Annotated in this window: 18 protein-coding genes; 8 read left to right on the top strand and 10 right to left on the bottom strand. The window is 71.8% G+C overall.

Translation table 11 applies throughout. The features are described from left to right. Positions 1-182: 182 nt before the first annotated feature. The 6 genes from lipB to ACWEF2_RS13150 all read right to left on the bottom strand — a co-directional run bounded on the left by lipB (position 183) and on the right by ACWEF2_RS13150 (position 7,253). Entirely contained in the window at positions 183-860 is a 678-nt protein-coding gene (gene lipB / locus ACWEF2_RS13175) for a lipoyl(octanoyl) transferase LipB (RefSeq protein WP_453814817.1), read from the bottom strand. 28 nt (positions 861-888) lie between these two features. Then, positions 889-1,626 (bottom strand): Type 1 glutamine amidotransferase-like domain-containing protein, encoded by a 738-nt coding sequence (locus tag ACWEF2_RS13170; RefSeq protein WP_453814815.1) that lies wholly within the window; start codon positions 1,624-1,626, stop codon positions 889-891. A 38-nt stretch (positions 1,627-1,664) separates the two neighbouring features. Next, positions 1,665-2,561, bottom strand: coding sequence for a TIGR01777 family oxidoreductase (locus ACWEF2_RS13165; protein ID WP_453814814.1), 897 nt, complete (start codon positions 2,559-2,561; stop codon positions 1,665-1,667). A 143-nt stretch (positions 2,562-2,704) separates the two neighbouring features. Beyond that, positions 2,705-4,138 carry a 2-oxoglutarate dehydrogenase, E2 component, dihydrolipoamide succinyltransferase gene (gene sucB / locus ACWEF2_RS13160; protein ID WP_453814812.1) on the bottom strand — a complete coding sequence of 478 codons (1,434 nt, stop codon included), beginning with the start codon at positions 4,136-4,138 and terminating at the stop codon, positions 2,705-2,707. Between the two features lie 37 nt (positions 4,139-4,175). Then, entirely contained in the window at positions 4,176-5,555 is a 1,380-nt protein-coding gene (lpdA, locus tag ACWEF2_RS13155) for a dihydrolipoyl dehydrogenase (protein WP_453814810.1), read from the bottom strand. Positions 5,556-5,765: 210 nt separating this feature from the next. After that, a complete protein-coding gene (locus ACWEF2_RS13150) occupies positions 5,766-7,253 on the bottom strand; it encodes a leucyl aminopeptidase (protein WP_453814808.1) in 1,488 nt (495 codons plus the stop codon). A 126-nt stretch (positions 7,254-7,379) separates the two neighbouring features. On the opposite strand from ACWEF2_RS13150, the gene ACWEF2_RS13145 reads away from it, so the two are divergent. The 3 genes from ACWEF2_RS13145 to ACWEF2_RS13135 all read left to right on the top strand — a co-directional run bounded on the left by ACWEF2_RS13145 (position 7,380) and on the right by ACWEF2_RS13135 (position 9,826). Further along, positions 7,380-7,727, top strand: a complete 348-nt coding sequence (locus tag ACWEF2_RS13145; protein WP_355598500.1) for a GntR family transcriptional regulator — start codon at positions 7,380-7,382, stop codon at positions 7,725-7,727. A 95-nt stretch (positions 7,728-7,822) separates the two neighbouring features. Continuing rightward, the gene (locus ACWEF2_RS13140; protein ID WP_453814806.1) at positions 7,823-8,806 is read left to right on the top strand and encodes a hypothetical protein; all 984 of its coding nucleotides are present in this window, start codon (positions 7,823-7,825) and stop codon (positions 8,804-8,806) included. Positions 8,807-8,902: 96 nt separating this feature from the next. Next, positions 8,903-9,826 (top strand): CPBP family intramembrane glutamic endopeptidase, encoded by a 924-nt coding sequence (locus ACWEF2_RS13135; protein WP_453814804.1) that lies wholly within the window; start codon positions 8,903-8,905, stop codon positions 9,824-9,826. Positions 9,827-9,910: 84 nt separating this feature from the next. Here ACWEF2_RS13135 and ACWEF2_RS13130 read toward each other — a convergent pair whose 3' ends face one another. Both ACWEF2_RS13130 and ACWEF2_RS13125 read right to left on the bottom strand, forming a co-directional pair. Then, positions 9,911-10,741 carry an adenosylcobinamide-GDP ribazoletransferase gene (locus tag ACWEF2_RS13130; RefSeq protein WP_453814802.1) on the bottom strand — a complete coding sequence of 277 codons (831 nt, stop codon included), beginning with the start codon at positions 10,739-10,741 and terminating at the stop codon, positions 9,911-9,913. 79 nt (positions 10,742-10,820) lie between these two features. Beyond that, positions 10,821-11,978, bottom strand: a complete 1,158-nt coding sequence (locus ACWEF2_RS13125) for a bifunctional adenosylcobinamide kinase/adenosylcobinamide-phosphate guanylyltransferase (protein ID WP_453814800.1) — start codon at positions 11,976-11,978, stop codon at positions 10,821-10,823. Positions 11,979-12,156: 178 nt separating this feature from the next. Here ACWEF2_RS13125 and ACWEF2_RS13120 point away from each other — a divergent pair, with 178 nt between their 5' ends. Further along, complete coding sequence (locus ACWEF2_RS13120; RefSeq protein ID WP_355598508.1) at positions 12,157-12,363, top strand: hypothetical protein; 207 nt, start codon at positions 12,157-12,159, stop codon at positions 12,361-12,363. Between the two features lie 208 nt (positions 12,364-12,571). Here ACWEF2_RS13120 and ACWEF2_RS13115 read toward each other — a convergent pair whose 3' ends face one another. Then, on the bottom strand, positions 12,572-13,570 hold the full coding sequence (locus tag ACWEF2_RS13115) for an aldo/keto reductase family protein (protein ID WP_453814798.1): 999 nt from the start codon (positions 13,568-13,570) through the stop codon (positions 12,572-12,574). Positions 13,571-13,635: 65 nt separating this feature from the next. Between ACWEF2_RS13115 and ACWEF2_RS13110 the strand changes: the two genes are divergently transcribed. After that, positions 13,636-14,883 carry an SMI1/KNR4 family protein gene (locus ACWEF2_RS13110; RefSeq protein ID WP_453814796.1) on the top strand — a complete coding sequence of 416 codons (1,248 nt, stop codon included), beginning with the start codon at positions 13,636-13,638 and terminating at the stop codon, positions 14,881-14,883. A gap of 72 nt (positions 14,884-14,955) precedes the next feature. Here ACWEF2_RS13110 and ACWEF2_RS13105 read toward each other — a convergent pair whose 3' ends face one another. After that, positions 14,956-15,564 (bottom strand): DUF3043 domain-containing protein, encoded by a 609-nt coding sequence (locus ACWEF2_RS13105; RefSeq protein WP_355598515.1) that lies wholly within the window; start codon positions 15,562-15,564, stop codon positions 14,956-14,958. 170 nt (positions 15,565-15,734) lie between these two features. On the opposite strand from ACWEF2_RS13105, the gene ACWEF2_RS13100 reads away from it, so the two are divergent. Genes ACWEF2_RS13100 through htpX form a run of 3 tightly spaced genes read left to right on the top strand, consistent with a single transcriptional unit; the run spans position 15,735 to position 17,704 of the window. Further along, the gene (locus ACWEF2_RS13100; RefSeq protein ID WP_453814794.1) at positions 15,735-16,517 is read left to right on the top strand and encodes a PspA/IM30 family protein; all 783 of its coding nucleotides are present in this window, start codon (positions 15,735-15,737) and stop codon (positions 16,515-16,517) included. Next, positions 16,514-16,792 (top strand): PspA-associated protein PspAA, encoded by a 279-nt coding sequence (gene pspAA / locus ACWEF2_RS13095; RefSeq protein WP_355598519.1) that lies wholly within the window; start codon positions 16,514-16,516, stop codon positions 16,790-16,792. The genes ACWEF2_RS13100 and pspAA overlap by 4 nt, the downstream gene beginning before the upstream one ends. A gap of 9 nt (positions 16,793-16,801) precedes the next feature. Continuing rightward, positions 16,802-17,704: a zinc metalloprotease HtpX gene (gene htpX, locus ACWEF2_RS13090; protein ID WP_453814792.1), complete on the top strand. Its 903-nt coding sequence runs from the start codon at positions 16,802-16,804 to the stop codon at positions 17,702-17,704. Positions 17,705-17,706 lie beyond the last annotated feature (2 nt).

The raw sequence follows: 17,706 nt of genomic DNA, 5'->3' as shown, positions 1-17,706 counted from the left end.
CACGGGGGTATGGGCCTACATGAGGTACCGCTTAATCCGCTTATCCGCCCACGCGCTCCGGCCCCGCCGGAGCGGCGGTTCCGGGATGACCGAGTGTTGTCGGGGGGCGCCTCGCGCATAGGCGTCCGTGTCACCGCTCGTCGTACCCGCGCGCCGGGTGGGCGAGATGGTGGGCGGGGGGTTCAGCGGCGGAAGAGGTCCTCCTCGGGGAGGTCGAACGCGTGCGCGCAGAGCGCCTCGGCCAGGTGCTTCTCGGCGTACGGCATGACCTCGTCGACCACGATCCGGCGGCCGGTCTCGGCCGACAGGGAGGAGACCCCCGCGTCGGTGAATCCGCACGGAACGATCCGGTTGTACCAGCTTGGGTCGTTGGAGCAGTTGAGCGCGAACCCGTGCATCGTCACGCCCCGGGTGACGCGGATGCCGACCGCGCCGATCTGCCGGTCGGGCAGGCCGTGGGAGGGGTCCCCCGCCACCCAGACGCCGCTGCGCTCCGCCACCCTGCCGACCTGCACCCCGAAGTCGGCGCAGACCTGGATGAGCGTCTCCTCCAGGAGCCGGACGTAGGCGACGACGTCCAGCCGCTCCCCGAGCTTGACGATCGGGTAGCCGACGAGCTGGCCGGGGCCGTGCCAGGTGATACGGCCACCCCGGTCCACGTCGATGACCGGGGTGCCGTCGCCGGGCCGCTCGTGCGGGGCGGTGCGCTTGCCCGCCGTGTAGACGGGGGCGTGTTCGAGCAGCAGGCAGGTGTCGGGGATCTCCTCCGCCACGCGGCGGGCGTGGATGCGCCGCTGAAGATCCCATGCCTGCTCGTAGGGGAAGTCAACGCCAAGACGGACGATCGCCAGCTCAGTCACGTCTAAAGAGTAGTTGACCCGTTCATGCTCAAGTCGTGAGAAGGCGAGGCTCGATGCGGAACTCCTTCACCCCGTTCTCCCCGTCACGCTCCACCCGGTAGGCGTAGCCGTCCGGGTCGACGGTCACGGCCTGGATGAACTCGGTGCCCACGTAGTGGAGCGCGACCCCCTCGTCGGCGGCGTATCCGCCGGGCAGCTCGCCGGAGGCCACCGACGCGTGCAGCAGCTCGCGGCGCTGCGCGTCGGAGTTGTAGTGGACACCGCAGGAGTAGGGGAGCAGCGCGAGGCCGTCGGCCCACACCCGCAGCTGCGGCCCGAAGGAGTCGGTGTTGCCGCCCACATGCCAGCAGAGCGCCCCGGCGCTCTGCCCGGACAGCACCACGCCCGACCGCCACGCCTCGGCGAACGCCTCGTCCAGGCCGTGCAGCCGCCACAGCGCCGCCAGGTTCGCCACACTGCCGCCGCTGACGTAGATGATGTCCTGGCTCAGCATCCACTCCCGCGGGTCTTCGACGTTGGGCATCGGGAAGACGGTCAGGTGGCTGATCTCGACGTCCCACGTGTGGAACGCTCCGTACATCCTCAGCAGCCACTCCGCGTCGTCACCGGTGGCGGTGGCGAGCAGACCCAGTCTCGGCCGGTCCTGGCCGGTCAGGTCCAGGGCGTACCGCAGCAGCGGGCTCGCCTCGATGAGGCCCTGACGCTTGGACTGACGGAACGATCCGCCCCCGATGGCGACGATGTGAGACTGCCCGGGCCTGCCCATATGTGATCTCCCCAGTGACTTCAGCGGAAACAGGGACCCTAGAGTACGGCGGCGAGTGCGTCGCCGAGACGCATATGCCGGAACGTGTGACCCGCCTCCAGCAGGCGCCGGGGCAGCACCCGCTGCCCCGTCAGCACGCCCTCCTCGGCGAACCCCCCGATGGCCGTACGCAGCACGAACCCGGGTACGGCCAGCGGCATGACGGGCCGGTGCACGGCCCGGCCGAGCTCCCGGGTGAACTCCGCGTTGGTGACCGGTTCCGGCGCGGTCAGGTTCACCGGGCCGGAGATGCCCGGATCCTCCAGAACGCGCTGTACGGCCAGCACCCAGTCGTCGATCGAGATCCACGACCAGTACTGCCTTCCCGAGCCCAGCGGCGCGCCCAGTCCCAGTTTGAAGATCGGCAGGATCCTGGGCAGCATGCCGCCGTCGGCGCTCAGCACCAGGCCGGTGCGGAGCCGGGCCACCCGCATGCCCGCCTCCTCGGCGGGCACCGTCTCCGCCTCCCAGGGCACCACCACGTCCCGGGCGAGGAAACCCTCGCCCGGCGGGGAGGTCTCGTCCACCTCGCGGTCGCCGGTGTCGCCGTAGAAGCCGATCGCGGAGGCGGACAGCAGCGCCGGAGGCCGGGACGCCGACTCCGTCAGCGCCCTCACCAGGGTCCTGGTGCCCTCCACCCGGCTGCGGACCACCTCGCGCCTGACGTCGTCGTTCCAGCGCCGGTCGCCGATGCCCGCCCCGGCGAGGTGGACCACCGCCGCCGCGCCCCTCAGGGCGGCCGGGTCCAGCAACCCCCGCGCAGGGTTCCAGAACGACTCGTCGGGGCCCTGCGGCGCGCGCCGTACCAGAGACACCACCCGCGTCCCCTCGGCCCGCAGAGCCCGGACCAGAGCCGATCCCAGCAGGCCCGAGGAGCCGGTCACGATGATCGTCATATCGCCCAATCTAATCGACCTCCTCCGGAATCTTCGGGAACCGGGCGGCCGGCGGATTCATCGAGGGCGGGGGAGGCCCGGGCGCGGAACGGACCGGGCCGGCCCGCGTGGCGCGGACCGGCCCGGTGGGAGGGAACGGCGGGCTAGCCGTTCAGACCCAGCTGGTTCTCGAACCGGCCCTCCTCCAGGCGGCGCTTGACCGTCGTCAGGAAGCGGGCGGCGTCGGCGCCGTCGACCAGGCGGTGGTCGTAGCTGAGCGCGAGGTACACCATCGAGCGGACGGCGACGACCTCGCCGTCCGGGGTGTCCAGGACGATCGGGCGCTTGACGACCGAGCCGGTGCCCAACATGCCGACCTGCGGCTGGTTGAGGATCGGCGTGTCGAACAGCGCGCCACGGCTGCCGGTGTTGGTCAGCGTGAACGTGCCGCCGGTGATCTCGTCCGGACTCACCTTGTTGGTGCGGGTGCGCTCGGCGAGGTCGGCGATCTTACGGGCGAGACCGGCGATGTTGAGGTCGCCCGCGTCCTTGATCACCGGGACGAGCAGGCCGCGCTCGGTGTCGGTGGCGAAGCCGAGGTGCTCGGTGTCGAAGTAGGTGACCTCGTTGGTCTCGTTGTTGATCGTGGCGTTGAGCTTCGGGTGCTGCTTGAGCGCCTCGATGGTGGCGAGGGCGAAGAACGGCATGAACGAGAGCTTGACGCCCTCGCGCCGCTGGAACTCGGCCTTCGCGCGCTCGCGCAGCTGCGCGATCCGGGTGACGTCGACCTCGACCACGGTGGTGAGCTGGGCCGAGACCTGCAGCGACTCGACCATGCGCTTGGCGATGGTCTGCCGCAGGCGCGACATCTTCTCGGTACGGCCACGCAGAGTGGTGTCCACCGCGATCGGCTCGGGAGCCGCGGCGGGAGCCTGGGCGGACTGCGGGGCCGGAGCCTGGGCGGCGGCCGAGGCGCGCTCGCGCTGGTTGCGGGCGGCCTCCAGCACGTCCTGCTTGCGGATGCGCCCGCCGACACCGGTGCCCGTCAGCGAGTCCAGGTCGACGCCGTGCTCGCCGGCGAGCTTGCGCACCAGCGGGGTGACGTACGGGCTCTCCCCGGAGGGGGCCGGCTCGGCGGCCGGGGCCTGGCGGGGCGGAGCCGGGGCGACCGGGATGGCCGGAGCCGGAGCCGGGGCGGCGCTCTGGCGGGGCGGAGCCGGCGCGACCGGGATGGCCGGAGCCGGAGCCGGAGCGGGGGCCGGCGGGGCGGGCTGCGGGATCGAGGAGATCGGCTGGGCCGGGGCTGGCTCGGCCTGCGGCGCGGGAGCGGACTCCTGAGCCGGGGCGGCGCCCGCGGAGCCGTTCTCGTCGATCACGGCCAGCTCGGCGCCGACCTCGACGGTCTCGTCCTCACCTACGATGATCTTGGTGAGGATGCCCGCCGCGGGCGACGGGATCTCGGTGTCGACCTTGTCGGTGGAGACTTCGAGGAGCGGCTCGTCGGCCTCGACGCGCTCGCCCTCCTTCTTCAGCCAACGGGTGACGGTGCCCTCGGTGACGCTCTCGCCGAGCTGGGGCATCTGTACGGACTTCGGCATGATTGTCTTCTCTCGTGTTCCGAGTGAGGGCTTGGGGTTAGTTGTGGACGTGCAGCGGCTTGCCGGCCAGGGCCAGCATCGCCTCGCCGACGGCCTCGGACTGGGTCGGGTGCGCGTGGACGAGCTGAGCCACCTCGGAGGGCAGGGCCTCCCAGTTGTAGATCAGCTGTCCCTCGGTCACCAGTTCACCGATGCGACGGCCGACCATGTGCACGCCGAGGACGGGACCGTCCTTCGCTGAAATGATCTTTACCGCGCCCTGCGTCTGCAGGATCTGACTCTTGGGGTTGCCCGCGAGGTCGTAGGTGAACTCCACGACCTCGTGGCCGCGCTCTCTCGCCTGGGTGGAGGTGATGCCCACCGAGGCGACCTCGGGGTCGGAGTAGGTGATCCGGGGCACGCCGTCGTAGTCGATCGGCGCCGGGTTGAGCCCGGCGATGTGCTCGGCCACCAGGATGCCCTCGGCGAAGCCCGCGTGGGCGAGCTGCAGGGTCGGGATCAGGTCGCCGACGGCGTACACGCCCGGCACGCTGGTCTGGCAGAACTCGTTCACGGTGACGGTGCCGCGCTCGATGGCGACGCCCGCCTCCTCAAGGCCCATGCCGGCGGAGACGGCGCCGCGGCCGACGGCCACCAGCAGCAGCTCGGCCTCCAGGGTCTTGCCGTTGGCGAGCGTGACGACCACACCGGTGTCGGTGGTCTTGACGCCCTCGAAGAAGACGCCCAGCTCCTGCTTGATGCCGCGGCGGCGGAAGGCGCGCTCCAGCAGCTTGGAGCTCGACTCCTCCTCCAGCGGGAGCAGGTGCGGCAGGCCCTCGACGATCGTCACCTCGGCGCCGAAGGAGCGCCAGACACTGGCGAACTCCACGCCGATCACGCCGCCGCCCAGGACGACCACCGAGGCGGGCACCCGGTCCAGCTTGAGCGCGTGCTCGCTGGTGATGATCCGCTCGCCGTCGATCTCCAGGCCGGGCAGGGACCGGGGCGCCGAGCCCGTCGCCAGCACGATGTTGCGGCCCTCGTAGACCTCGGAGCCGACGGCGATCCGGTTCGGGCCCACCATGCGGCCCTCACCCTCGACGATCGTGATGCCCCTGCTCTTCAGCAGGCCCTGCACGCCCTTCCAGGCGCGTGTGACGATCTTGTCCTTGAACGCGTGGACCGCGGGTACGTCGATGCCCTCGAAGCGGGCCTTGACGCCGTACGTCTCGCTCTCCCGCGTCTCGTCGGCGACCTCCGCCGAGTGCAGGAGGGCCTTGGTGGGGATACACCCCCGGTGCAGGCACGTGCCGCCGATCTTGTCCTTCTCGATCAGCACGACCGTCTTGCCCAGCTCGGCCGCCCGCAGAGCGCAGGCATACCCACCGCTACCGCCACCCAGAACGACGATGTCGTACGGGCCGCTGCCATCAACCACAGGAAAGCTCCTTGTTGGATTGAAATACCCTGTCACGGTCGCGCCTGTTCCGTGCCCTCATCGGCCTGGTGAACACCGACTCGCGTCCACTTCTCCGCCCTCGGGCCCCGGCTCGTCGCTCGGCCGGTGTCCCGCCGCTGGCCGGACACCGACAACCGCATCTTTTCATCTGTCCGTGTCGCCCGGTGACCCGCGTGCGCGGGCCCCCGGTCAGCCCGCGTAACGCTCGGCGAGGCCGACGAGCGTCCGGGTGATCGCGCCGGTGCCGCCCTTCGGCGTGTACCCGTGGGGCTCGCCCTTGTTGAACGCGGGACCGGCCATGTCGATGTGCGCCCAGCGCACCCCGTCCGGCACGAACTCCCGCAGGAAGATGGCCGCGGTCAGCATGCCGCCGAACCGCTCGGGGTGCAGGTTGGCGATGTCGGCGACGGGGGAGTCGAGCCCCTTGCGGAGCTCCTCGGGCAGGGGCATGCCCCACGCGCCCTCCCCCTGCTCGCCGGCGGTCTCGACGACCTCCGCGCGCAGGTCGTCGTCGTTGGCCATGACGCCCGCCGTACGCCAGCCGAGCGCGACGATCTGCGCGCCGGTGAGCGTGGCGATGTCCACGATCACGTCGGGGTTGTCCTGGGCGGCGCGGGCGATGCCGTCGATCAGGACCAGGCGGCCCTCGGCGTCGGTGTCGAGCACCTCGACGGTCTTGCCCGCGAAGCTGGTGAACACGTCGGAGGGGCGCTGGGCGGTCCCGCTGGGCATGTTCTCCGCCAGGCAGAGGTAGCCGACGGCGTTGACCTTCAGGCCCAGCCCGGCGATCGCCACGAGCGCGCCGAGAACCGCGCCCGCGCCGCCCATGTCGGATTTCATCCAGTCCATCGAGGCCGACGGCTTGAGCGACAGGCCGCCCGAGTCGAAGGTGATGCCCTTGCCGACGAACGCGAGCGTCTTGGCGGCCTCCGGGTGGCCGTAGGCGAGGCGCACCAGGCGAGGCGGGTTGACCGACCCCTGGCCGACGGCGACGATGCCGCCGTAGCCGCCCTCCTTGAGTGCCTTCTCGTCCAGGATCTCCACCGACAGGCCGGCCTCCGCGCCGGCCTGCTCGGCGATCTCGGCGAAGCGCGCCGGCCACAGGTCCGAGGGCGGGGTGTTGACCAGGTCGCGGACCAGGGAGACCGATTTCGCCACGGTGACGGCGTGCCCGACAGCGGCCTCGGCGCCGTCGGCGCCGCTCAGCACGGTGATCTCGGTCACCGGGGCGGTCTGCTCGCCGTCCGTGCGGTATCTGGTGAAGGAGTAGGCGCCGAGCAGGCCGCCCAGGGCGACCGCTCCGGCCTGTCGCGCGTCGCCGGCGGGCAGGGCGAGCGCGACGCGCTCGGTGCCGGCCAGGGCGCGGGTCGCCGTGCCCGCGGCGCGGCGGAGGGCCTCGGGCTCGTATCCGCCGTCGGGAGCGTCGCCGAGGCCCACGACGACGAGGAGCGGGGCGGTCAGTGCGCCGAAGGTCGGGACCTTGGCCACCTCGCCGGGCTTGCCCTTGACGCCCATGGCGCCGAGCGTCGCGGCGAGCCGGCCGCCGAGCGCCTGGTCAAGCCCCTCGGCTCCCGGAGCGGGGTGCGGGCCGTCCGGGCCGGTATGGACCCCGACGACCAGCGCGTCGGTGTCGAGCGAGACAGCGTTGTCAATTGAGTTCAGCCGCACAGTGGTCACGCGCCCGATGCTAGTCCCCTTGGGCCGTACGCATAAACGAGGGTTCGTCCCATGAATTAAATATCAACCAGATGGTGCTACAGCAAGTAGCGTCATTCGGGCAATGGTGCTATTGTTGCTAGTATCATGTTGCTCACCCTGGATCTGAACGACTCCCGGCCCCTGCACGACCAGGTCGCCGGCACGATCCGCCGCGCCATCGCGGACGGCTCCTACGCGCCGGGCGACCGGCTGCCACCCGCCCGGGATCTGGCGGACGCGCTGGGCATCAACGCCAACACCGTGCTGCGCGCCCTGCGCGAACTGCGGGACGAGGGCCTGCTGGAGTTCCGCCGCGGACGGGGGGTCAGCGTGCTCGGCCGCCCCGACGCCCGCGCGGTGCTGGCGGAGGCGGCGCGCGAACTGCTCGCCGAGGCCGACCGCTACGGCTACGGGCCCGAAGAAGTGATCCACATCATCAGGGAGCTGTCGTGACCCGCACGCCGCGTCCCCTCACACCCCGTCCGACCTCCCGGAACCCCCAGGAGAGAGCCGTTATGACATACCAAGGTTCCCCGGAAGGAGGCGCGATGACCTCCCGAGGCCGCGCCGTGGTCGCCCTTGTCTGGGGCGTGCTCGTCACCACCGTCCTGATCGGCCTGCCGCTCGCGCTCCGCGACCGCCTCCCCGATCCCCTCGCGACCCACTGGGACGGCGGCTTCATCCCCGACGGCCACACCTCCTTCGGCGGGAGCGTCCTGGCCGACCTGTTCCTGTGGGGCGTCGGCTGGGCCTTCCTGCTCGGCACCGCGCTGCGCGGCACGGTGCTGGACGCCCGGCTGTGGCGCGCTCTGTGGTGGGGTTTCCTGTTCGGCTGGGCCGTGTTCGCCCTGGGCGTGCAGGGCTTGGCCCTCTACGCCAACCTCGACGTCGCCGACTGGCGTCAGGCGGTGCTGCCCGGCTGGCTGCTCGCCGCCGTGCTCGGCTCCGCCCTCGCGGCCGGTGTGGTCGCGGGCCTGCTCGGCAGGGGCGAGCCCGACCCGCCCCGCGACCACCCGGTGCCGCCGAGCATGCGGCTGCGGCCGGGACGGCGTGCCGTCTGGGTGAGCCGCACCACCAACCCCTGGCTGGTCGGTCTCTCCACCGCGGCACTGCTGGCCCTGGTGGTCGTCGGCGTGCTCTTCACGACGGGCATCCTGGCCGACGGGGCCGCCTGGATCAGCCTGATCGTCCTGATCCCGTTGACGCTGTTCGGGTTCGCCACCAGCTCGATCAGCGCCCGGGCGGACGAGAACGGCCTGAGCATCGGCTTCGGCCCCCTGGGGCGGCCGGTTCACCGTACTCCGATCGGCGAGATCGAGGCGGCCTGGGTGGAGAGCTACGGCCCCTCCAGGGTCGGGGGCTGGGGCGTGCGCGGCATGCCGGGCACCGGCCGGATCACGCTCATGTTGCGCGGTGGCGAGTGCCTGGTCGTCCGCCGTGTCACGGGAGCGGAGATCGCCGTCTCCGTGGACGACGCCGAGCACGGCGCCGCCCTGCTGAACGCCTACACCGCCGAGACCGTCACCTCCTGACCGCCCCGCGTCCCGGCCGCCCCCCCGTTTCCCACTCCCCGCTCCGTCCCGGCCGCAGGCCGGGGTGGAGCGCGTCCCCCTTCGGAAAGTGACGTCATGCCCCGCCGCCCGGTAGATCTCCCGCTGTTCCTGCTCGTCGCGTTCGGTCTGTCCTGGCTGGCCGCCCTCCCCCTCTGGCTGGGGAACGCCTCACCCGACTCCCGGCTGACACCACTGATCGGCATCCTGATGATGCTCACGCCGACGCTCGGCGTGCTGGCCGTCCGGCTGTACGGCAGGCGGCGCGGCGCCCCCCGGACCACCCGGCGAGAGTGGGCCCGGCAGACGGGGCTGACCCTCGGGGAGCGACGGAGCCGCACGGTCGTGCTCTGCGTGCTGGCGTGGTTCGGCCCCCCGGTGCTGGCCGTCGCGGCGATCGTCCTCAGCGCGGCCCTCGGGCTGCTCACCGTGGACCTCGACGGGCTCAGCCTGCTCCGTGCCAACCTGGAGCAGGCGGCCCCCGGACAGCCTTTCCCCCTGGAGCCCGGAGTGCTGCTCGCCGTCCAGGCGGCGTCGGCGTTCCTCATCGCCCCCCTGATCAACTCGATCCCGGCGTTCGGCGAGGAGTGGGGCTGGAGGGGCTGGCTGCTGCCGCGCCTGATGCCGCTGGGCACCTGGAGGGCGCTGCTGGTCTCCGGGGTGATCTGGGGGGCCTGGCACGCCCCCCTCACCCTGCGCGGCTACAACTATCCGGCGTTGGGCGCATGGGCGGCGCCCATGTTCGTGGTGTTCTGCGTGGCCTTCGGATCCCTGCTCGGCTGGCTGCGCCTCTACTCCGGCAGCGTCTGGCCGGCGGCCGTCGGCCACGGCGCCCTGAACGCGTCGGGGGGCTTCGTGGTGTTCGTCGGTGACGTGGCCCACCCACCGAACCTGGCCGTCGCCGGCATCACCGGCCTGGTCGGCTCGGCGCTGCTGGCGGTGATCTGCGCCGTGCTGTTCAGACGCCTGCCGGTCCGCCCGCCCGCCCCGATAGCCGGATGAACCGGTGCGCCCCCGTGCTCGGCCGCGGCGACGCCCGCACCTCCGATCTCTCGGCGGACCCGCCGACCGGCCCCGGCGCCGTCCTCAGGGGGAACCCACCGTCACCGCGTACACCACCAGCGCCGTTGCGGTGGCGATCTCGACGAGTGCGCCGAGCACGTCGCCGGTGATTCCGCCCAGCCGCCGTACGGCCCGCCGCCGTAGCGCCCAGGCCGCCGACAGGCCCGCCAGGACGGCCAGCGGAGGCCCCAGGACACCTGGAACGAGGCCGGAGCCCGCGCCGATCACGTAGGTGAGGGCCAGAGGCGCCGTGCCGAGGAGCACCAGTGCCGTCACGGTCAGCGCGGGGCCCCGCCGTACGGTGCCCGCGACCATCGTGCCGAGGCCGTCGGGCCGGGCGGCCGGAACCCCGGTACGGCAGGCCCAGGTCAGCGCCAGCCTTCCCGTCGCGCAGGCCGTGATCAGGGCGGCCGGGCCCGCTCCCGCGGCCGTGACCTCCGACAGCGCCGCCACCTGGACCAGCAGGGTGAGGATCAGCGTCACGACGCCGAACGGGCCGATGTCGGACTGTTTCATGATGTCCAGCGCCCGCTCGGCGGGCCTGCCGCTGCCCAGCCCGTCGGCCAGGTCGGCCAGCCCGTCCAGGTGCAGTCCCCGGGTGAGCAGCGCGGGCACCGCGACGGCCAGCGCCGACGCGAGCGGCGGGCCGATCCCCAGCCACGGCGCCACCGCCGGTACGGCCGCGCCCACGGCCCCGATCAGGGCTCCCACGAACGGGGCGATCGTCATCGCGACCCCGCCCGCCCGGCGGTCGACCACACCCGGCCGGACCGGGAACACGCTCAGCGTGCCGATCGCCAGACGCAGCCCGTCGACCGGCGTGGACGGCGTCCCCGAGGGCGGAGTTCCAGGCACGGTCGACGATCGTAGCCCGCGCCTCCCCCCGGCCGGCCCGGCGGGGCGCGCCACTCCCGGGGAAGGCCGAAAGGAGAGGTCACAGGGGCAGCGGGAGGAGGCGGCCGGCCACGACCAGGGTGACCTCCTCGGACTCACGGGCCAGGCGCTGGTTCAGCCGGCCGAGGGCGTCGCGGAACATCCGGCCGCTGGAGGTCGCGGGCACCACGCCAAGACCGACCTCGTCGGAGACCGCCACCACCCGGGCACCGGGCCGCCGCCAGGCCGTGACCAGCTCGTCGCACCGGGCGGCGACCGCGTCCAGGCCGTCTCCGCCCGACCAGGCGTCGCACTCGTCGAAGACGGCGGCGACCCAGGTGCCGAGACCGTCCACCAGCAGCGGGATCTCGGTGCTCCGTACCAGCCCGGCCAGGTCGGTGGTCTCGGACGTCTCCCAGTGCGCGGGCCGTCGCTCCCGGTGCGCCCTGACCCGGCGGTCCCACTCGGCGTCGCCGTCGCCGGACGGGCCGGTCGCCACGTAGCGGACCCTTGGCTCGGTGGCCAGGCGGAGTTCGGCCTCGGCCGACTTACCCGAGCGCGCCCCGCCCAGAAGCAGGGTCCGCCGGGGGAGCGGGACGCGGGCGGGGGCGGGCTCGCCGAGATCGAGGACCGTTCCGTCCGGTACGGCCCGCACCCCCCACAGCGCGGCCCGGCGGGCCAGCTCGGCCTCGGTCGGTACCCGGTGGTCGATGTGCACCGCCACGACGTGGGTCCGATCGGTGACCGCGCCCCGGCGGCGCAGGCCCCCCAGTCGTTCGGGCCGGTCCAGGACGTCCATCAGCACCAGGTCGAACACCGCCCGGCCATCGTCCGGACACCCCGGATGTCCCGGAGACCGCCGGTCTGCCGGCACTCCGTCCCCGGGCCGGGCGGGGGGACCGGCGGGCGGGGCCGCGTAGAGGATCCGGTGGCCGCCGGGGGTGGTGAGGACGAGACCGTCGGGACCGGTCGAGGCCCGGTAGCCGGCGGGCAACCGGGCGGTGCCGGGGGAGGTCTCGTGATCCTGGAGGGCCGGGTTGGCGAGGGGGAGCCGTACGGAGCGGTCGTCGAGGGAGGCAGGGGATGTGTCGTGGCCGGACAGCAGGACGACCTCGGCGGGGCGGCGACGACCGGGGGGCAGGCGGAGGCAGGAGGCGCAGCCGCATCCCCGGGCGGGCCAGCCGTCGGCTCCCGCCGTACCGGAGATCAGGACCTTCACCGTCTCAGCGTATGGGCACCGAACCCGGGGAACGCGCCCCGTCCCCGCGCCCGGAGACGGTGCGGTGGATGTAGGGTTCGCTGAGCCTTCCGGAGGGCACCGCCCGACCTGTGGGAGAAGACCCGGCGTGCAAAGGCCCGGCCTCGTGGACCGGCCCGGTGAAGAAGGAGCGTATGGCATGACTTGGCACTGGCGTTATGAAAACGCGAACGGCGGCGAGGTGACCGAGGGGGTCGCGCCGTCCGAGGCGTTCCCCAGCCAGGCGGACGCGGAGTCGTGGCTCGGTGAGAGCTGGCGCGATCTGCTGGAGGCCGGTGTCGAGAAGGTCACGCTGCTCGAAGGCGACCGGGTCGAGTACGCGAGGATGTCGCTGCGCGCCGAATAGCCCGGACGGGCGGGTGATCGGAGAACACCTTCGGTCTCTCCGCGATTCGGAGCCCTCCGGGGCCTCCCGGTGATGTCGGAGAACCCCTCCGGGGCCTTCCGCGCACCGGAAGGCCCCGGAGGGGTGAAGCCCCGGTGAGGGCCGCTTCCATGCCCCTTGTCGGGCGTGTGTGGAGGCCCCGGAGAGGGTGAGCTCCGGTGGCCGGTGACTACGGGCGCTTGGCGGGGCTGACGGTCTTGGCGGGATCCCGCTCGACGACTGGGCCGAGAATGTCGTCGATCCTCCTCAGCACCTCGGCGTCCAGCTTCACACCGGCGGCCTTGACGTTGTCGCGGACCTGCTCCGGCCTGGTCGCCCCGACGATGGCGGAGGCCACGTTCGGGTTCTGCAGCACCCACGCCACGGCGAGCTGGGCCATGGTCAGACCGAGGTCGCCGGCGATCGGCCTCAGCTCCTGGACACGGGTGAGCATCTCCTCGTTGATCATCCGGGAGATGAAGCCGCCGCCGGCCGGGTCGGTGGCCCGGGACCCGGCGGGGGGCGGACGCCCGGGCAGGTACTTGCCGGTGAGCACGCCCTGGGCGATCGGGGACCAGACGACCTGGCCGATGCCCTCCTTCTCGCTCAGCGGCACGACCTCGGCCTCGATGACCCGCCACAGCATCGAGTACTGCGGCTGGTTGGAGACCAGGCGGTCGAGGCCGAGGTCATCGGCGATCTTCAACGCCTGGGCGATCTGCTCGGCGGTCCACTCGCTGACGCCGATGTAGAGGACCTTGCCCTGCCGTACGAGGTCGTCGAAGGTTTTGAGGGTCTCCTCCAGTGGTGTCTCGTAGTCGAAGCGGTGGGCCTGGTACAGGTCGATGTAGTCGGTCTTCAGGCGCCGCAGTGAGCCGTGGATGGACTCGGTGATGTGCTTGCGGGACAGGCCGCGGTCGTTCGGACCTGCGCCTGTGGGCCAGTAGACCTTGGTACAGATCTCCAGGGACTCGCGGCGGACGCCTTCCAGCGCGCGCCCGAGCACCTCCTCCGCCTTGGTAGCCGCGTAGACGTCGGCGGTGTCGAAGGTGGTGATCCCCTCGTCGAGCGCCGCCCGCACGCATTCCCTGGCGGTCTCTTCCTCGACCTGGGAGCCATGGGTGATCCAGTTGCCGTAGCTGATCTCGCTGACCATGAGACCGCTACGGCCAAGGTGGCGGAATTTCATGCGCTTGACCCTAATAGCTGCCATGGGACAGAGTGATTCGGGATACTCTGCCCGGCGTGTCGCGGTTGATCACTTCTCGATGGGTACGGCTCGGTCTGGTGGCTGTCGCGCTGACGGCGATCGCCGTGGTCGTTCTGCGCTCGCGCCGATCTCGCAGCACCCCGAGGCCGGTGTCCCGGGCCGCCCCCGGAGCGCCGCCCGGGACCGCCCCGCCGGGTGAGGCCGGGTCCGGCCGGGTGCCGCGATGGCCCCCGGCCCCGATCCTCGGCACCCCCACCGCCGACGATCTCAGGCGTTACGCCGTCCCCGCCTACATCCCCTCGTTCCTCTCCGCGGAACCTCATCCGCGAAAGCCCCTCGACGGCGCCGTCCGGCGCAGACTGCTCCGCTGGGGCGCCGCCGCGTGCGCGCTGGGCGTGCTGTTCTTCGGCGCCCAGGCGCTGGAGGACGTGACCTTCTCCAAGAGGGAGGAGCCGGCACCCGCGGGAGGGGTTTCCGGCGGGGGGCCCTCCGATCCCGCGACGTTCCCGTGTATGCCCGAGGCCCGGGACTCCGGCGCGGGAACGGACGGGTGGACGCCGGCGGATCGGGACGACCCGATCTGCCGGGACATGGGTGTCCAGCCCCCCTCCCGCTGGGGGCGGGTGGAGATCCAGCCCCTCCCCGAGGGCACCTCCCAGGTCCGGAGACGGGCCGGTTCGGCGCCCGGTGCGGACTGCCGCCCCTCGGGCGAGGCGCCGCGGGCGCGGGCGCTCAGCCCGGGGGTGACCCGGGCGGTGAACCGGCAGTGGACGCGGATCGAGCGATGGCTGAAGGCCAACGCCCCCGCCACCCGCCGCACCCTCGCCCCGCCCGCCAGAGGCCGGACGATCGCGATCGCCGAGGCGCAGATGGGGGTGCGGTTCCCCGACGACCTGCGCGCCTCACTGCTACGTCACAACGGGGCCCTCGCCTCCGGCGGGACCTCGGGCTTCGGCCTCCTGGCCGGGAAGATGCTCGGCGTACGGGAGATCCGTGACACCTGGCGGGAACTGTGCGGGGTCGAGGGCCCGCGCCCGCGGCGGTGGGAGGGACGCATGATCCCCATCGCCTCCGACCTGACCGGTGGCCACCTCGTGGTCGACTCGGCCGGGCGCGGCGTGGGGGAGATCGGCGAGGAGGGGGAGGCGGACTTCACGCCGGGCGGTGTCCGGATCCGTTCGCACTACGCGCTGCTGAAGAGGACCGCCGACGCCCTGGAGGCCGACGGGAGCGGCCTAAAGCCCCGGGCCGCCGGGGGCGAACTCGGCTCGGACCCCGTCGGCTCCGGCTGAGCGCCGCCGTTCCGTCCTGCCCCGCACCGCCCCGTCTCGGAGGAGACGGGGCCGCGATGCCCGAGCGGGGTTCTACTTCTTCGGCGGGACCGGCTTGCCGCCCGGCAGGACGGCGGGCGGCGGGAAGCGCAGCTTGCGGATCTGCAGCGCGCGCATGGCGGCGTAGAAACCGACGCCCTTGAGGCTCTCGCCGGGGAACTTCTCGGCCGCCAGCTTCTTGACCTTCCACGACACCCACACCGAGGTGAACAGGACGCCCACCATCATGACCGGCCATCCGATCGTGATGACGGCGACGTAGACGTAGCCGCGGATCTCGCCGGGGAACGGGATCCAGGTGAGCAGCAGGATGAGCAGGGAGAACGGCAGGAAGTACTGGCTGACGACGCGGCGGGAGTCCACCCAGTCGCGGGCGAACTTGCGGGCCGGCCCCCGGTCGCGGGCCGGGAAGTAGCGCTCGTCGCCACGCATCATGCCCTCGCGCGCCTTGACGCGGTCGTTGGCCTGACGGTCGCGAAGTTGCTTGTATGCCTCTTTGCGGTTCTGAGGGGCGTTCACCGGCTGGCGGCGACGGCCTTCGGCGTCCCGGCGCTTGGGTGTGGGACGCCCCTTGCCCGCAGGCTTAGGATCGTTGACGGAGACGGGGGAGTCGTCCGCGGTGGTCTGGGTACGTCGGAACACATCGTCAGCCTACCGGGACTGCAACTTAGTGACGCCCCCGCACGTTATGCGTAGGGTGAACCTAGGTGGCTCCGGTGCTTTTCTTGGGGGGCTGGAATCACTGGGGTGACCCGAAGCGCATTTGAAGAAGGGGACGGCCGACGCGCATGAGCGTGATGAAGAGACTTTCCATGATCTTCAAGTCCAAGGCCAACAACGCCTTGGACAAGATGGAGGATCCACGCGAAACCCTGGACTACTCCTACCAGCGTCAGTTGGAGTTGTTGCAGAAGGTGCGCCGTGGTGTGGCCGACGTCGCCACCTCACGCAAGCGGGTGGAGTTGCAGATCAACCAGATCGAGACTCAGTCGCGCAAGCTTGAGGAGCAGGGCCGCAAGGCCCTCGGCGTGGGACGGGAGGATCTCGCCCGCGAGGCGCTGACCCGCAGGTCGGGCCTGCAGACCCAGATCGCCGATCTCCGCGTGCAGCATGACAACCTGCAGGCCGAGGAGGAGAAGCTCACCACCGCCTCGCACCGGCTGCAGGCCAAGGTTGACTCCTTCCGCACCAGGAAGGAAACGATCAAGGCGACCTACACCGCGGCCGAGGCGCAGACGCGGATCAACGAGGCCTTCTCCGGCATCTCCGAGGAGATGGGCGACGTCGGTCTGGCGATCCAGCGCGCCGAGGACAAGACCGCCTCGATGCAGGCTCGCGCGGGGGCCATCGACGAGCTGCTGGCCAGCGGCGCGCTCGACGACTTCAGCGGCCAGCGCGGCGACGACATCCAGGCCGAGCTCGACCGCATGGGCGGCGGGCAGGACGTGGAGCTGGAGATCGCCCGGATGAAGGCGGAGCTCGGCCAGGCTCCGGCGCCCAAGAGCGCGATCGAGCCGGGTCCGTCCCAGCAGCCCCAGCCCCAGCCCCAGTCACATCAGACTCAGCAGCTCCGTCAGCCGGGGGAGGGACTGTGATCGTTCGCATCATGGGGGAGGGGCAGATCGAGATCGCCTCCGACGACCTCGACGTCCTCAACGCCCTGGACGGTGAGCTGGAGGCGGCGATCGTCGCCGGCGACGAGACCGTCTTCAGGACCAGACTGCACGACCTGCTGGACAAGGTCCGTCACGTCGGCAAGCCTCTCCCGGACGACAGCCTGGAGTCCTCGGAGCTGATTTTGCCTCCGTCGGACGCTTCCATGGACGAAGTGCGGGAGATGCTGGGCAACGAAGGGCTCATTCCCGGATAGCTTGGTCATATGGCACATACCCGGTTCGCCCCCGACCGGGGCCTGACCACCCGCATGATCCTGACCATGTTCCTGCTCGGGCTGCTCTACGTCGTGTTCGTGGGCGCGCTGATCGCACTGGGCGTCCAGACGGTCCTGGTGCTCCTCATCGCCGGAGGCACCCTGCTGGTGCAGTACTTCATGTCCGATCGCATCGCGCTGTTCGCGATGCACGGACGTGTGGTCAGCCCTGAGCAGGCACCCGAGCTGCACGGCGTGATCGATCGCCTCTGCGCCATGGCCGACATGCCCAAGCCGCGGGTGGCGATCGCCGACTCGGACGTTCCGAACGCGTTCGCCACCGGCCGCAACCAGAAGAACTCCGTGGTCTGCGCGACCACCGGGCTGCTGCGCCGCCTGGAGCCGGCCGAGCTGGAGGGCGTGCTCGCCCACGAGATGTCCCACGTGGCGCACCGCGACGTCGCGGTGATGACCATCGCCTCGTTCCTCGGCATCGTGGCCGGTCTGATGACCCGGTTCGCGCTCTACACCGGCCTGGGACGGAACCGTGACGACCGGGGCGGCCTGCCGATCGGCCTGATCGTGGTGCTGGTCTCGGCCCTGGTGTACGCCGTGAGCTTCCTGCTCACCCGTGCCCTGTCCCGCTACCGCGAACTGGCCGCCGACCGGGCGGGCGCGATGCTCACGCAGCGTCCCTCGGCCCTGGCCAGCGCGCTGGTCAAGGTCAGCGGAGAGATGTCGCGCATCCCGACCAGGGACCTGCGCGAGGCCGAGCCGTTCAACGCCTTCTTCTTCGCCCCCGCGCTGGCGGGCCGCTCCGGCCTGACCGCGCTGTTCGCCACCCATCCGCCGCTGAACCGGCGCCTGGAGCAGCTCAGCCGGATCTCCGCCCAGCTCGGACAGGGAGCGTGATC

It is taken from the genome of Streptosporangium sp. NPDC004631, assembly GCF_053601935.1.
This window is presented reverse-complemented; position numbering and strand designations above follow the sequence as displayed.

Excerpts from the sequence above, each read along its gene's own strand:
- ACWEF2_RS13170 (WP_453814815.1), bottom strand. The coding sequence starts at position 1,626 with ATGGGCAGGCCCGGGCAGTCTCACATCGTCGCCATCGGGGGCGGATCG.
- ACWEF2_RS13165 (WP_453814814.1), bottom strand. The coding sequence starts at position 2,561 with ATGACGATCATCGTGACCGGCTCCTCGGGCCTGCTGGGATCGGCTCTG.
- sucB (WP_453814812.1), bottom strand. The coding sequence starts at position 4,138 with ATGCCGAAGTCCGTACAGATGCCCCAGCTCGGCGAGAGCGTCACCGAG.
- ACWEF2_RS13145 (WP_355598500.1), top strand. The coding sequence starts at position 7,380 with ATGTTGCTCACCCTGGATCTGAACGACTCCCGGCCCCTGCACGACCAG.
- ACWEF2_RS13140 (WP_453814806.1), top strand. The coding sequence starts at position 7,823 with ATGACCTCCCGAGGCCGCGCCGTGGTCGCCCTTGTCTGGGGCGTGCTC.
- ACWEF2_RS13135 (WP_453814804.1), top strand. The coding sequence starts at position 8,903 with ATGCCCCGCCGCCCGGTAGATCTCCCGCTGTTCCTGCTCGTCGCGTTC.
- ACWEF2_RS13120 (WP_355598508.1), top strand. The coding sequence starts at position 12,157 with ATGACTTGGCACTGGCGTTATGAAAACGCGAACGGCGGCGAGGTGACC.
- ACWEF2_RS13115 (WP_453814798.1), bottom strand. The coding sequence starts at position 13,570 with ATGAAATTCCGCCACCTTGGCCGTAGCGGTCTCATGGTCAGCGAGATC.
- ACWEF2_RS13100 (WP_453814794.1), top strand. The coding sequence starts at position 15,735 with ATGATCTTCAAGTCCAAGGCCAACAACGCCTTGGACAAGATGGAGGAT.
- htpX (WP_453814792.1), top strand. The coding sequence starts at position 16,802 with ATGGCACATACCCGGTTCGCCCCCGACCGGGGCCTGACCACCCGCATG.